This is a genomic window from Streptomyces sp. WG5 (assembly GCF_049974565.1).
GTDB lineage: Bacteria > Actinomycetota > Actinomycetes > Streptomycetales > Streptomycetaceae > Streptomyces.
Window position 1 is genome coordinate 1 of sequence record NZ_JBNGGC010000029.1, and the last position, 15399, is coordinate 15399.

Annotated in this window: 7 protein-coding genes and 1 pseudogene; 2 read left to right on the top strand and 6 right to left on the bottom strand. The window is 71.2% G+C overall.

The annotated features are described in order from the left end of the window. The 4 genes from ACP4IX_RS26515 to ACP4IX_RS26530 all read right to left on the bottom strand — a co-directional run. Window positions 1-6897, bottom strand: a 6897-nt coding sequence (locus ACP4IX_RS26515) for a type I polyketide synthase (protein WP_426557041.1), incomplete at its 3' end; no start/stop codon positions are given. Between the two features lie 300 nt (window positions 6898-7197). Then, window positions 7198-7683 (bottom strand): PH domain-containing protein, encoded by a 486-nt coding sequence (locus ACP4IX_RS26520; RefSeq protein WP_426556942.1) that lies wholly within the window; start codon window positions 7681-7683, stop codon window positions 7198-7200. Window positions 7684-7709: 26 nt separating this feature from the next. Continuing rightward, window positions 7710-10538 (bottom strand): AAA family ATPase, encoded by a 2829-nt coding sequence (locus ACP4IX_RS26525; RefSeq protein WP_426556944.1) that lies wholly within the window; start codon window positions 10536-10538, stop codon window positions 7710-7712. 261 nt (window positions 10539-10799) lie between these two features. Beyond that, window positions 10800-11552, bottom strand: coding sequence for a thioesterase II family protein (locus tag ACP4IX_RS26530; protein WP_426557043.1), 753 nt, complete (start codon window positions 11550-11552; stop codon window positions 10800-10802). Between the two features lie 249 nt (window positions 11553-11801). Between ACP4IX_RS26530 and ACP4IX_RS26535 the strand changes: the two are divergent. Together ACP4IX_RS26535 and ACP4IX_RS26540 are read left to right on the top strand one after the other, a co-directional pair. Continuing rightward, window positions 11802-12108: pseudogene (locus ACP4IX_RS26535) on the top strand (ISAzo13 family transposase); the annotation flags it as partial. A gap of 133 nt (window positions 12109-12241) precedes the next feature. After that, window positions 12242-13618 (top strand): IS1380 family transposase, encoded by a 1377-nt coding sequence (locus ACP4IX_RS26540; protein WP_426556946.1) that lies wholly within the window; start codon window positions 12242-12244, stop codon window positions 13616-13618. 390 nt (window positions 13619-14008) lie between these two features. Here ACP4IX_RS26540 and ACP4IX_RS26545 read toward each other — a convergent pair whose 3' ends face one another. Next, window positions 14009-14476 carry a hypothetical protein gene (locus ACP4IX_RS26545; RefSeq protein WP_145871233.1) on the bottom strand — a complete coding sequence of 156 codons (468 nt, stop codon included), beginning with the start codon at window positions 14474-14476 and terminating at the stop codon, window positions 14009-14011. Next, the gene (locus tag ACP4IX_RS26550; protein ID WP_426556948.1) at window positions 14463-14960 is read right to left on the bottom strand and encodes a hypothetical protein; all 498 of its coding nucleotides are present in this window, start codon (window positions 14958-14960) and stop codon (window positions 14463-14465) included. The genes ACP4IX_RS26545 and ACP4IX_RS26550 overlap by 14 nt, the downstream gene beginning before the upstream one ends. Window positions 14961-15399: the final 439 nt, after the last annotated feature.

Below are 15399 nucleotides of genomic sequence, written 5' to 3' on the forward strand. Positions count from 1 at the left end.
ACCCCACGACTCCAGCAGCCGGAACAGCGCCACCTCCACCGCGAACAACGCCGGCTGCGCGAACTCCGTCCGGTCCAACGCCTCCGCATCGTCACCGAACAGCACACCGCCCAGGGCCACATCGAGGTGCGCGTCCAGGTGGGCGCAGACCGCGTCCAACGCGTCCGCGAACACGGGGTAGGCCTCGTACAGTTCCCGGCCCATCCCCAGGCGCTGGCTGCCCTGCCCCGTGAAGAGGAAGGCGAGCGCGCCAGTCGTGACCGTGCCCTGCACGAGGCCGGAGGGCGCTTCGCCGGCGGCGAGACGGATGAGCCCGGCGAGTAGCCCATCGTGCTTCTCGGCACCGCTGACCAGGATCGCGCGCGTGTCCAGGGCGGTACGAGCCGTCGTCAGCGTGAATGCCGTGTCGAGGGTGGATGCTTCAGGCTGCGACGTCAAGTGGGCGGCCAGACGCGCGGCCTGGGCGCGGAGCCCGGTCGTGCTCTGCGCGGAGAGCAGGACGGGCAGGACGGGCAGCACCGAAGGTGCCGCGTCGCTCTCGGGCTCGTCGCCGCGGTCCGCTGCGGCGGCAGGGACCTGTTCGACGATCGTGTGGGCGTTGGTGCCGCTGAGACCGAAGGACGACACGGCGGCGCGCCGGGGCCGCCCGGTCTCGGGCCAGTCGACGGCTTCGGTCAGCAGGGCGATCTCGCCGGCGGACCAGTCGACGTGCGGGGTCGGCTCGTCGACGTGCAGGGTCCGGGGCAGCACCCCGTGCTGCATCGCCAGCACCATCTTGATCACGCCCGCGACGCCCGCCGCGGCCTGCGTGTGCCCGATGTTCGACTTGACGGACCCCAGAAGGAGCGGCTGCTCGGGCGACCGCTCCTGCCCGTAGGTGGCCAGCAGGGCCTGCGCCTCGATCGGGTCGCCCAGCCGCGTGCCGGTGCCGTGCGCCTCCACCGCGTCCACGTCCGCCGTCGACAGCCCGGCGCTCGCCAGGGCCTGCCGGATCACGCGCTGCTGCGAGGGGCCGTTCGGCGCGGTCAGGCCGTTGCTGGCACCGTCCTGGTTCACCGCCGAACCCCGCACCAGAGCCAGCACCGGGTGCCCGTTGCGGCGCGCGTCCGACAGCCGCTCCACCAGCAGCATGCCGACGCCCTCACCCCACCCCGTACCGTCGGCAGCAGCCGCGAACGCCTTGATCCGGCCGTCCTCCGCCAGCCCCCGCTGACGACTGAAGTCCACGAAGGCCTCAGGGGTCGACATCACCGTCACGCCACCGGCCAGCGCGAGGGAGCACTCACCCTGCCGCAGTGCCTGGACGGCGAGGTGCAGAGCCACCAGCGAGGACGAACACGCCGTGTCGACGGTGATCGCGGGCCCTTCGAGACCGAAGACGTAGGAGAGCCGTCCGGAGACGACGCTTGCGGCGTTGCCGGTGCCGAGGTGTCCTTCCAGGCCGTACGTGTCGCCCGCGACGAGTGTGAGGTAGTCCTGGCCGTTGGTGCCGACGAAGACGCCCGCCTGGCTGCCGCGCAGCGACGACGGGGCGATGCCGGCCCGCTCGAACGCCTCCCACGACGTCTCCAGCAGCAGCCGTTGCTGCGGATCCATCGCCAGCGCCTCACGCGGTGAGATCCCGAAGAGGTCCGCGTCGAACTCGGCTGCGTCGTGGAGGAATCCGCCCTCCAGGGTGTACGTGGTCCCGGGGCGGTCGGGATCGGCGCTGTAGAGGCCGGCGAGGTCCCATCCGCGATCGGAGGGGAAGTCACCGATCGCGTCGGCACCGTCGACGAGGAGCTTCCACAGCTCCTCCGGGGTTCGCACGCCGCCCGGGAAGCGGCAGCTCATCGCCACGATCGCGATCGGATCGTCGTCCACGGCCGCCGTCGTGGCGACCGGCCCCGCCATCTCCGGCTGCGCGCCCCGCAGCTCGTGGCGCAGGAATGCCGCGAGCGAGGCCGAGGTCGGGTAGTCGTAGACGAGGGTGGTGGGCAGTCGCAGGTCGGTGGCCGCGCCGAGGCGGTTGCGCAGTTCCACGGCCGTCAGGGAGTCGAAGCCCAGTTCCTTGAAGGCGCGGTCGGCACCGACCGCTTCGGCTCCGCCGTGACCGAGGACTGCCGCGACGTGCGTACGCACCTGGGTGAGCAGCTCACGCTCCTGCTCTGCCGCCGTCAGCCCCGCGAGCCGGCGGGCCGCGGTGGCCGCCACGTCGGCGCCCGTGACGGTCTCCGCGTGCGTGACGAAGTCGCCGATCAGCGGGAGCGGCCGGACGGAGGTCATGAAGGGCGCGAAGCGGTCCCAGTCGATGTCTGCGACGGTCAGCGAGGCCTCGCCCGAGGCGACGATGGGCGCCAGTGCCGCCATGGCCGACTCGGGCGCCATGGGCGGCACACCGTCCCGGCGCATGCGGGCCGACGTCGCCTCGTCGGCGGCCATGCCGCCCTCGGCCCACGGCCCCCACGCGATGGACGTCGCCGCCAGACCGTCCGCCCGGCGCTGCTCCGCCAGCGCGTCCAAGTAGGCGTTCGCAGCGGCGTAATTGCCCTGGCCAGGCGTGCCGACCGTGCCGCTCATCGACGAGAACAGCACGAACGCGTCCAGCTCGACACCCAGCTCGACCGTCAGCTCATGCAGGTTGAGCGCCGACGTGGCCTTCGCCCGCAGGACGCTCTCGAGACGGTCCGCGGTCAGGCCGTCCAGCACACCGTCGTCCAGGACACCCGCCGTATGCACGACGGCGGTCAAGGAATCCGCGTACTCGGCCAGCACGACCCGCAGCGCCTCACGATCGGACGCGTCGCACGCGACGACCGAGACCTCGACACCCAGCTCCGCCACCAGCTCGGCCGCACCCGGCGCGTCCATCCCCCGCCGGCTGGTCAGCACCAGCCGCTCAGCACCCGCCTCCGCCAACCACCGCGCGACACGACCACCCAACGCACCCGTACCACCCGTGACCAGCACCGTCCCCGACGGCGACCACAAGCCCGCACCCTCCGGCAACGCCGCGCGCACCAGACGACGCCCGAACACCCCAGAGGAACGGACCGCGACCTGATCCTCACCGGAACCTCCCGCCAGCACACCCACCAGACGGGACTGCGCACGCTCATCCAGCGACTCCGGAAGGTCGATCAGACCACCCCACCGCTCAGGAACCTCCAGAGCAGCCACCCGGCCCAGACCCCACACCTGCGCCTGCACCGGCGACACCAGCCGATCCGACCGGCCCACCGACACCGCACCCCGCGTCAGACACCACAGCCGAGCACCCACCCCCGCATCACCCAGAGCTTGCACCAACAGCAGGGTGTCGGCGAGCCCGAGCAGCGACACCACACCCGCCCACTCACCACCGACCAGCCCCGCCAGCGCCGCACGATCCGCACCGGCCGCAACCTCGACCCGCCGCACCTCCGCACCACGCCCCGCCAGCGCACCCACCACCGGCCCGTCAACGTCACCCCCAGCCGGAACGACCACCAACCACGCCCCGGACAACCGCGTGCTCGATGCGTCGGCCAGCGGCTTCCACACCACCCGGTACCGCCAGCCGTCCGCCTCCGACTCCGTACGCCGCCTCCGGCGCCAGGCCGACAAGGCGGGAACCAGCTCGCTCAGCGGCCGGTCGTCGTCGAGGTCGAGTGCGGCCGCGAGGCCCGTCACGTCCTCCTGCTCGATCGCGTCCCAGAAGGCCCGGTCGGCGGTGTCCGTGCCGTGACCCGTGTGAGCACCCGGCTGGCCCGGGTTGCCGGTGCCCGGTGCCGAGTCCATCCAGTAGCGGGAGCGCTGGAAGGCGTACGTCGGCAGGTCGACGCGCCGTGCGCCGCTGCCGGTGAAGAGCCGGCTCCAGTCCACCGCCGCGCCGCGGGTGTGGGCGCGGGCGACGGCGGTGAGCAGGGTGGTGGCCTCGGGGCGGCCGGAGCGAAGGGCCGCGGCGAAGGCGGTGCCCCGGGAGTCGACGCAGTCCTGGGCCATCGCGGTGAGCACGGCGTCGGGGCCGAGTTCGAGGTACGTGGTGACGCCGCGGTCCTTCAGCGTCCGCATGCCGTCGTGGAACCGTACGGCCTCGCGGGCGTGCCGCAGCCAGTGCTCGGGGTCGGTCAGTTCGGCGGCGGTGGCGGCGCGGCCGGTGAGCAGGGAGACGAGGGGAAGCGCGGGGGTGCCGTACTCGATCACCTGCGCCACGCGGCGGAACTCGTCCAGCATGCCGTCCATGTGGAACGAGTGGAAGGCGTGGCTGACGACGAGCTGCTTGGTCTTGTGCCCCTGCGCGGTGAAGTGCGCGGCGACGCTCCTCGTCGCGTTCTCGTCACCGGCGATGACCACCGACCGCGGGCCGTTCACCGCGGCGATGCTCACGCGCTGGTCCAGCAGTGGCAGAACCTCGTCCTCCGACGCCTGCACCGCGATCATCACGCCGCTCGTGGGCAGCGCCTGCATCAGCCGGCCGCGAGCCGCGACCAAGGCGCACGCGTCCTCCAGCGAGAACACCCCGGCCGCATGGGCGGCCGCGATCTCACCGACCGAATGGCCCGCCACGAGGTCCGGGCGCAGCCCCCAGCTCTCCAGCAGCCGGAACAGCGCCACCTCGACCGCGAACAGCGCGGGCTGGGTGTAGGCGGTCTCGTCGAGGAGCGCCGCCGCGGGCGTGCCCTCTTCCGCGAACAGCACGTCGAGCAGCGGGTGTTCGAGCTGGTCGTCGAGGTGCCAGCACGCGTCGTCGAGGGCGTCGGCGAACACCGGGTAAGCGCCGTACAACTCACGGCCCATGCCCAGGCGCTGGCTTCCCTGCCCCGTGAACAGGAACGCGAGCCGGCCGGTGGCGGGCTCGTCGTGGATGGCGTCAGGGGTGTCGGTGCCGTCGGCGAGGGCGTTGAGTGCCCGCAGGAGCCCGTCCTGGTCGAAGCCCAGAGCGACGGCGCGGTGTTCGAAGACCCCGCGGGTGGTGGCGAGGGAGTGGCCGATGTCGGCGGGGGTGGGTTCCGGGTCGGCGGTCACCTGGTCGGCGAGCCGCCGGGCCTGGGCGCGCAGGGCTTCGGGCGTCTTCGCGGACAGGGCCCACGGCAGGAGTGCCTGCGGGCGCGGTGCGCCGTCGTGATCGTCGGCCCCGGACCCGGAGGCGGCGCTGCCGTCACCAGGCACGGTGGTGGTGGCGGCTCCCGCGTCCTCGGCCGGGGGTTCCTCGATGATGGCGTGCGCGTTGGTGCCGCTCATGCCGAACGAGGACACGCCGACGCGGCGCGGGCGGTCGCCACGGGGCCAGTCGACGGGTTCGGTGAGCAGGGAGACGGCTCCGGCCTCCCAGTCGACGTGCGGGGTGGGCTCGTCGACGTGGAGCGTCCGCGGCAGTACGCCCTGCCGCATCGCCATGATCATCTTGATGATGCCCGCGACGCCGGCCGCGGCCTGCGTGTGTCCGATGTTCGACTTCAGGGAGCCGAGCCACAGCGGGCTGCCGTCGGCCCGGCCCTGACCGTACGTCGCGAGCAGGGCCTGGGCCTCGATCGGGTCGCCCAGCGTCGTGCCGGTGCCGTGTGCCTCCACCGCGTCCACCTCGGCGGCCGCCAGGCCCGCGTTGGCGAGGGCCTGGCGGATCACGCGCTGCTGCGAGGGGCCGCTCGGAGCGGTCAGGCCGTTGCTGGCGCCGTCCTGGTTGATGGCGGAGCCCCGTACCAGAGCCAGCACCGGATGCCCGTTGCGGCGGGCGTCGGACAGCCGCTCCACGAGCAGCATGCCGGCGCCCTCGCCCCACCCCGTGCCGTCCGCGGCGGCGGCGAAGGGCTTGCACCGGCCGTCGGGGGCCAGCCCCCGCTGGCGGCTGAACGCGATGAAGGAGCCGGGGCTCGCCATGACGGCCACGCCGCCGGCCAGGGCGATGGCGCACTCCCCGGTGCGCAGGGCCTGGACGGCGAGGTGGAGGGCGGCGAGGGAGGAGGAGCAGGCGGTGTCGACGGTGACCGTCGGGCCCTCGAAGCCGAAGGTGTACGCGATGCGGCCGGAGGCGACGCTGGCCGCGTTCCCGGTGACGAGGTACCCCTCGAACCCGTCGGTGGCGTCCTGGAGCCGGGGGCCGTACTCCTGGGTCTCCGCGCCGACGAACACGCCGACCTGCCCGCCGCGCAGTCCCGCGGGATCGACGCCCGCCCGGTCGAACGCCTCCCAGGACGTCTCCAGCAGCAGTCGCTGCTGCGGGTCCATGGCGAGCGCCTCGCGCGGGGATATACCGAAGAACGCCGCGTCGAACTGGGCGGCGTCGTGGAGGAATCCGCCTTCGCGGGTGTAGCTCGTACCGGCTCGCTCGGGGTCGAGGTCGTAGAGCGCGTCGAGGTCCCAGCCCCGGTCGGTGGGGAATGCGGAGACGGCGTCCGTGCCGGCGGCCACGAGGTCCCAGAGCGCTTCGGGGGACTGCACGCCGCCGGGGAAGCGGCAGCCGATGCCGACGATGGCGATGGGTTCGTCGCTGCTGACGGCGGCGGTGACGGGCGTCGTGGCGGTGTCGTCCGGGCCGAGGAGCGCGGCGCGAAGGTGCCGGGTGAGGGCGGCGGGGGTGGGGTGGTCGAAGGCGAGGGTGACGGGCAAGCGCAGGCCCGTGCCCGCGGTGAGGCGGGCGTGCAGGTCGACGGCGGCGAGCGAGTCGAAGCCGAGTTCCAGGAAGGGCCGTTGGGGGTCGAGCACGGCCGGTGCGGAGTCGCGGAGCGCGGCGGAGACCAGCGAGACGACCCATTCGAGCAGGGCGGCGTGCTGCTCGGCGTCGGTCAGAGGGCTCAGCCGCTCCCGCCATGACGGAGTGTCCGCGGGAGCGTGCGACGGGACGTCCGGCAGGGCCTGCGGCAAGGCGTCCTGGAAGGCATTCGGAGCGGATTCGGAAACGGCGTGGATCTCGGACGGGAATTCTCCGGACTCATTCACCATCGCACGCTCCATTACCCCCGGACAAGAACCCAAGACCAGGGGTCACTCTCGCATGCGGGAGAAGGGCGAGAAACCCCTACCAATCCCCTACGGGCCCCTAGGAGGTGGCCGTGGACTTGCTCTTGGGCTCGGCCGTTTGACGTGCGACTGCACCAGGATGCGCGGAGAGGGGAGGCAATTGCAAGAAAGAACGGAAACTGCGGCCGGAATTCCCGGGAGCCGTATCCGCCGGCGCGGGGAAACGGGCTTCCGGAACCCTTTCCGTCACCGGCCGCCGGCTCCTCGCTCCACGGCTCCTTACTCCACCCTGGCGCGCTCCACGGCCGCGCGTTCCGGGTCGCGTTCGAGGAACGGGGTGAGGAGCCCGGGTACGACCCCCTCGGCGGAGGACGCGGTGGTGACGGTGACCCCGGAGAGCCCGAAGAGCTGCTGGATCGGGCCGCGGAGCGTCTCCACCGTCTGCACGCGGAACAGCGGCACGACCCGCCAGGTCTGCCACAGCCAGCCGGAAGCCGCGTAGACAGCCTGGTCCGTCACCTCCCAGCGGTGGACCCGGTAGCGCCGGACGGGCATGACGGCCATGTACGCGACGCCGGGTACCGGAAAGGCCAGGAAGAGCCAGACGAAGACGAACCGGGCGGGCGGGATGAAGAGGTACAGCGCGCCGAACACCAGCGGCAGCGGGAGCGCGAACACGGCGGACTGGAGCGTCCACCAGCCCCGGGCGCGGCGGTCGACACGGTGGCGCGGGGGCCTGAGCCCGACTTCGCCGGTCTGCTCCACTTCCGTCTCCTCGGCCGATCGCGGACTCAGGCGGCCCCGGGGAGGCTCAGGTCGGACAGCCGGGCGGGGAGGTCCCGGCGCCGCTTCACGTGCAGCTTGCGGTAGATGCGGGTCAGATGCTGCTCGACCGTCGACACGGTGACGTACAGCTTGGTCGCGATCTCCCGGTTGGTGTGACCGCGTGCCGCCAGCAGCGCCACCCGTGCCTCGGCCTCCGACAGCACCTCGGTCTCCTTGGGCGGTTCGGCCTCGCGGCCGGTCGCCTCGGCGGCTTCGCTGCCGGCCTGGCCGCCGGGCATGAACTGCAGGCACAGCGGCTCGGCGCCGCAGGACTTGGCGACGTGCCAGGCCTTGCGGACGAGGATCCGGGCCCGGTGGAAGTCGCCGAGCGCCCGGTATGCGCGGCCCAGTTCGCCGAGCGCCACGGCGAACCGCAGCCGGTCCTCGCCGCCTTCCAGGATGTCGACGGCCTCGGTGAGCCGCTTGAGCCGGTACGCGAGGTCGCCTCCGGTGCGGGCGAGCATGAGCAGCAGCGCGCCGCGGGAGCGGCTGCCCTCCGGTCCGGTGTCACGCTGGTCCTGCTGTGCGGCGTACTCGCGGGCCCGTCCGGAGTTTCCGAGGGCCAGCCAGGCCTCGGCGGCGTCGAGCCGCCAGGGGACCAGCTCCACGGCGTCCATGTCCCATGCCTGCATCAGCTCGCCGCAGGTGAGGAAGTCGCGGAGCGCGGCGTGGTAGCGCCCGGTGGCCAGGTGGCAGCGGCCCCGCGCCCTGAGGTAGTGCAGACCGAGGAAGGTGGCGAACATCGCCTCGGGAACGGGCTGCTCCAGGAGGTTCATCGCCTCCTCGTGGTTGCCCATCTGGACCTCGGTCTCGATGAGGATGGCCAGCGGCAGCGCGATGCCGACACCCCAGCTCTGCGTGCAGATCCGCGAGAGGGCCTGGCGGGCCTGGGCCGCGGCGCCGGGCAGGTCGCCGCGGCGCAGGGCGATCTTGGCGCGGACGACGCCGAGCGCGGCGTGCCAGGTGGGGGCGTTGCGTGCGGAGCACTCGCCCAGGAGCCGTTCGCACCATGCGAGCGCCAGGTCGAGGCGGTCGGCGTAGACAAGCGTCAGCAGGGCGATGACGAGGGGCTGAATGGTGCGGTCGCCCAGGTGGTAGCGCTGGAGGACCTGGGTGGCCTCCGCGATGGCGGCAGCGGTCCGGCGCTCCCGCAGGGTCATCAGGACGGCCTCGGCGGCCTGGACGTAGGCGCAGTCCGCGGAGTCGTAGGGGGCCGCCGCCAAACCGCCCGCGACCGGCGTGTGCGCGCCGCCGGGCCGTACGGATCCGGACGGGCCGGTGTCCGTGCCGGTGTCCGCGAAGAGCGCGGTCAGGGCCGGGCTGATCGTCGTCAGCCAGGTCCGGGCGGTGGTGAGGCTGGCCGGGGCGTAGGCGGGGGCCACGGAGGCCAGTTGGTGCCGCAGGGCCTCGCCCGCACCTTCGGTCTGTCCCATCCACACGAGCGCGGAGACGGCCTGGATCACGTCCCGGTCGGCGAGCCGGCCGGCCGCGAGCTCGCGGCACAGCTGCCGCAGGTGGTTCTCGGCGGCCGCGGGGCTGCTGCGCCACACGAGGCTGACCAGGCGGGATTTGAGGGCGGCGCGCTGCGGGCCCTCGGGGCAGGAGGCGACGGCCAGTTCCCAGCAGTGCTGGGCGAGTTCGTCCTCGTCGTCGACGAGCGCATACTCCGCGGCCTCCTGGAGGACGGGGATGGCCCACTCCTCGACGTTCTTGCGGGCGGCCACGAGGTGCCGGGCCACGTCGAGGGAGGCCGCGCCCTCGTGGTGGAGCAGCTTGGCGGCCCGCAGGTGCAGCGCGGACAGCGCGGCGGGCGGTGCCGCGTCCAGGACGGCTTCGCGGGCGGCGGGGCTGCGGAAGGCGCCCTTGTGGAGGACACCGCAGCGTTCGAGGTCCTGCAGCGCCTGCTCGGTGGGCTTGACGTGGAGGTCGACGATCTGGCTGAGCTGGACGGCGGAGCAGCCGTCGCCGAGGACGGCGACCCCGCGGGCGGCGGTCAGCATCTCGGGGTCGCCGCGGTGCAGGCAGTTGAGGACGGCCTGCTGGAAGGTTTCGCCGGGGGCGGCCGGGGTGCCGTCCTCCAGCAGCGCCTTGAGCAGCAGCGGGTTGCCGCCGGTCGTGCGGTGGATCTCGGTCGCGAGCCGGCCGGCCGCCGCCTCGGGCAGGTGGTCGCCGACGACGCCGGCCGTGCCCTCGGGGGTGAGCAGCCGGAGCCGGATGCTGGTGCAGTTGGGCTGGCGCTGCAGCTCGGCGTGGAAGGCGAGTTGGGCGGGCCGCAGCCGTACCGCCTCGGTGAGCACGATCAGCACCCGGGCCTGGCGTACCCGGCGGGCCAGGAAGAGCAAGAAGTGCAGGGAGAGCTCGTCGCCGTGGTGGACGTCGTCGACGGCGATGACGACGGTCCTGTTCCGGGCGAGCCGCAGCACCGCGGTGGACAGGTGCGGCATGATGCGCATGCCCGCCTCGGTGCCGTCCGCGGCCTGTGCCGTCTCCTCCGAGGCGGCGTCGAGCAGTTCGGTGGCGTAGGCGTGGACCTCCGGCGAGTGGTGGCCGGCGCTGTCGAGGATCCTGCGCAGGATTCCGAAGGGGAGGAAGCGTTCGGAACGGGAACCGGAGGCTTCGAGGACGAGTGCGCCGGCGGACATCGCCTCGTCGGTGAATCCCTCCAGAAGACTGGTCTTCCCACTGGCGACGGCCCCGTTGATCACGGCGACCCGTCCCCGGCCGCGCATCGCGCTGCCGAGGAGTTCGCTCAGGGTGCCCAGCTGCTTCTCGCGCTCGAACAGCTCTGCCGACACGGAGTTTCCCCTCCCGCTACCACACGTCTACGGAGGACGTGACGACTGCGTGCCGTGCCGGTGGGTCCGTGCCGTGCCGTCCTGTCATCTGCGCACCGCGGGGCCAGGCCGAACTGCCCGGCCGTTGTGCGGCCCTGCCCCATACGGTCGTCCGCCAGGACACCGGTGTCCTGCCGTTTTCCGCCCCCGCCGTCGGGCGGGGGCATCACTCGAACTCGCGGCCCGTCGGACGCGATCCCCCATGGTGCCGAAGCGCTTGGTTCAGTTCGTCCGAGCGTCCGCGGTCAACCTCTCGGAAACAATTTTCATGATGCGCTCCTGATGGTTCGCCAAAAAGAAGTGACCGCCAGGGAAACAGTGAATTTCAACATCACTGGTCGTGTGCTTTCCCCAGGACTCCGCCTCTTCGCGGGTCGTTCTCGGATCCGCCTCTCCGGTCAGCACCGTGATGGGCGTGTGCACGACATCTTCCGGCGCGGCCCGGTAGTTCTCGATCGCGGTGTAATCGGTGCGAATTGCGGGCAGCACCATGCGGAGGATCTCCTCGTCCCCGAGAATCCTCGAATCGGTCCCGCTGAGTTCACGCATCTCCGCTACGACGCCGTCGTCGTCGCGCAGGTGCACCGTCTCGTGGCGGTGGCTCGACGGGGCGCGGCGCCCGGAGGCGAAAATCCGCACGGGGGTGACACCGTGGTCGCGCTCCAGTCTCCGCGTCACCTCGAAGGCCAGGACGGCGCCCATGCTGTGCCCGAAGAAGGCCAGCGGCCGGTCGAGCCACGGCAGGAGTTCCCCGGCCAACTCGTCGGCATAGCGCGCCATGTCGGTGATGCCGGGCTCGTCCCTGCGGTCCTGGCGGCCGGGGTACTGCACCGAGAGGACGTCCAGCGCCGGAGCGAGCGCCTGAGACATCGGGAAGTAGAAGGAGGCCGAGCCACCGGCGTGCGGCAGACAGACCAGTCGGACCTGGCTCCCCTCCGACGGGTGGTAGCGGCGGATCCAGCGGCTGGAGGCCATGTTTTCTGCCAACTGACTGAAACTTTCCACTCAACGTCGGGACGCGATCGCGCGCTCGATGCCGCGGCGGCATGAACACGTTTCCTTCACAGCGCCATGTCTAGCAGAGGCACCAAGCGGCGGTGTACCCCTAATCGGCACCCCTACATGCCCTGAACACCCCCTGACCCAGGGAGCTGCCGAACGGTGGCCGGAGCGGCCGGGGTGGCGGAGTCCACGGTGTCGCGGGGTAAGCGGGAGCTGTTGCGGTACGGCGCCTGGAACCACACCCTGCGCCCCGACCCACTCGCTCCTGAGTTGTCCCCAGCGTCGAGTTCGGACGCTTTCCCATCGGCGACAGGCTCCCATGTGGCTGCGGCACCCCAGCCTCACCGGACTCGAACCCGCCGCCTTCGACGATCTCGCCGCCCGTGACCAAGCCTGGTGTGCCGAGCACCCGCCGATCTTCCTGCCCGGCAAACGTCCCGACGGCGGCCCCGGCGCCGGCAGCAGACGGCTCTCCGCCGCCGACCGGCTTGTCGTCTCCCTTCTCACGAAGCGCTGGTCCACCCCACGGGCGATCGTTAACCTCGCGCTTTCACCAAGCGGGGTGTCCGAGGCTTGATCAAATAAGCGGAGAGTGCTCCTGACCTGCAACGATGGGACTTGTCTAGGGTCCGTGTCGGTGCAAGGGAAGAAGCACTCTCCAGGTGAAGAAGCGTATCGGGTCGTACCCGCGTGTCCGCATCGAGGGCGGCGGCCGGGCCGTGGTCTCGCAGGCCGGGGGCGTGCTGCTGGTCGAGACCGTCCGCAAGGCCGGCTTGGACACCGCGATATCAGCGGCGCTGGCGCCGTGGCGGAAGGCCCGGGCGGTGCACGATCCGGGCAAGATCCTGCTGGACGTGGCCCTGGCGGTCGCGCTGGGCGGGGACTGCCTCGCGGATGTCGGCATGCTGCGGGCCGAGCCGGCTGTGTTCGGGCCGGTGGCCTCCGACCCGACGGTCTCCCGCTTCGTCGACACCCTCGCCGCCTCCGGCGAGAAGGCATGGGCGGCGATCCGTTCCGCGCGGGCCGAAGCACGCGACCGGGCCTGGCGGTTGGCCGGCCGGGATGCGCCTGATGCGGGCGGGACGGTGACCGTCGACCTCGACGGGGTGCTGGTCGTCGCGCACTCCGACAAGGAGGACGCCGCCCCAACCTGGAAGCGGACCTACGGCCATCACCCGCTGATGGGGTTCGGGGACCACGGACCGGGCGGCACCGGTGAGCCGGTGGTGGCCCTGCTCAGGCCGGGAAACGCGGGTTCGAACACCGTCGCCGACCACATCACCGCCGCCCAACTCGTCCTGGCCCAGCTGCCGAAGAAGTACCGGCGCGGGCGCAGGACCCTGATCCGCACCGACTCCGCGGGCGGCACCCACGACTTCGTCGCCTGGCTCGCTCGGCGGGGACGGTGGCTGTCCTACTCGGTCGGCATGGTGATCACCGACGCGATCCACCAGCACGTGCTCAAGGTTCCCGCCTCGGCCTGGACGGCGGCCGTCGAGGCGGACGGCGAGGTCCGGGACGGGGCCTGGGTCGCCGAGCTCACCGGCGACGTCCTGGACGGCTGGCCCAAGGGCATACGGCTGATTGTCAGGAAGGAACGGCCGCACCCTGGAGCTCAGTTGCGGCTCACGGATGCGGACGGCATGAGGCTGACCTGCTTTGCCACCAACACCACGGGGCGGCCAATCGCCGAGCTCGAGCTCCGTCACCGGCTGCGGGCGAGGGCCGAGGACCGCATCCGGGCCGCCCGGGCCACCGGCCTGCGCAACCTGCCGTTGAAGCGCACCGCCCAGAACCGGATCTGGCTGGAGATCGTGCAGATGGCACTGGACCTGCTGGCATGGATGCCGATGCTCGCCCTGACCGGCAAAGCCCGCCTCTGGGAACCCCGCCGCCTGCGACTCCGACTGTTCACCACGGCCGGCCAGCCCGTCACCACCGGCCGCCGGCGCATCCTCCGACTGGCCGGGCACTGGCCCTGGACCAGCCACATCACCGCCGCCCTCGAACGACTCGCACTCCTACCGAACCCCGGCTGACCAGCAGATCCACCCGCCCCTACGAGAGAACCCTCCAGCCGGAGCAGTGGAACCCGGCGTCCACCCGAGACGACACTCGGGCCCTCAACCTGCCCAGCCTCCGCCACCAGCAACAAGATGGGCCGCCGACTCCGTCGGCGACCCATCAAGAAAGATCGAGGCTAGTAGGCGTCGTGCCGTGAGAGCGCTGTGGCGGAGCCGGTGGAGGGTCCAGCCATCCAGGTCCTCGAGGTCCTCGGGTGAGGCGAGCGGGTTGGCCAGCAGCCGCGTGGCGTACTCGAAGATCTCCTCAGCCCGCCGGTATGACGAGGGCACTCCGAACTCACCACGGCCACCACCCAATCAACTCACAGTGATCCGCGGTGGCCGCTTGTCCACGCGTGGCGGCACTCACCAGGCGATGCCGCTCCAGACGATGGTGAACCTGGTCCACTCTGCAGGTTCCTCAGCCTCGAGGCCGAGGAGCGTCGGCGCCAGCTCCTTGTACTTGCCCTTGAAGGTGATACTGCTGTAGCCGATTTCAGGGTTGATGTGTTCGAGGTTGCCCATGCCCTCGAAGAGGGTCTGTCCGGTCTTGGACACGAGCTCTGCCTCGTAGGAGGCATCACCTGTCCGCGTGAGCACCTCGCGCACGACCTGCAGGTCGACCACGTAGACACCCGTCAGAGTCGGCTCGCTCTGCGGCATGTCATGAATGGACTTCCTGCCTCCGGGATTATCGGATATCGCCACGGGGAGCCGCAGGGCGGCCTTCCCGAAGAGCACCGTCGTACCGGACGCCTCGACCCCGAAGAGGGCCGCATCCCTAAAGGTGCTGCTGACTGCCCTTTCCTTGAGGCCGTCGTCATATGCTGCCATTTTCTGCCTCCTGCTCGTCACGCTGACGGGCTATTGCCGTCGCGGTTACCGTGAATTTTCCGATCTTGCCGTCTCTCCACCACCCCCATATCCGAATCCCGTTCAGAGTTTTGTGACGCCGGGCGCAACTTCCGCATTCTCTGATCCCCAGGCGCCGCGTGAGAAACGCGATCGCATCTCCCAGGCCGGTCGCATGTCGGGATGACGACTGCTTGCGCAGCCGGCCGACCTGGTGTTCCAGTTCGCTCAAGGTCAAGGAGAGCCCTGGAACAGGCTTCGTGCGATCCACCTCACGGACGCCGAGCGCTCGCACATCCTGATGGACCAGAAGCGCCTCGGCGGCGCGCCGATCGCCCAGTCCGACGTATGCCGACTCGTTGTTGTAGACCACGACGGCATCGCCGACTTCGTACTTCGTGTCCACCGGTGCGCCCTCGTGGATCGGCTGACGAATCGGAATTTCCAGCCAGTGAGTGGTAGTCACGTGACCTCCTCCCAAGTCATTGACCGCAGCATCCAGCGACTGGGACACACCAGTACGCGCACTTACATCCTGCGCATGCGTGGCACTTGACCACGCACAACCCGCATCGCCCCGCAAGGCAGACGAGGAAATCAGCCCAGTTGTCTTTGCGACATGAGACGGCGGCGCTGAGGCACGCCTGCCCGCAGTCCCTCGAGAGGCAGTCCAAGAGCGTGTCCCAGAAGCCTGACCTGGGTTGCAGTTTCCCGCCACTGACGCCCTGCTCCTTGACGTCGTCCAGGAAGTTCGAACTCGAGGTCTGGAGCGTGAACGCTTCCACTATCTCCGGTCCGTCGGGTTCGCCCTTCAACACGCTCGCGCACATGGCGACCAGGTTGTTTCCGTAGTTGACGCTGGTGACAATCAGACCAGATTTGACCGCGTTCACTCCCGGGCCAGC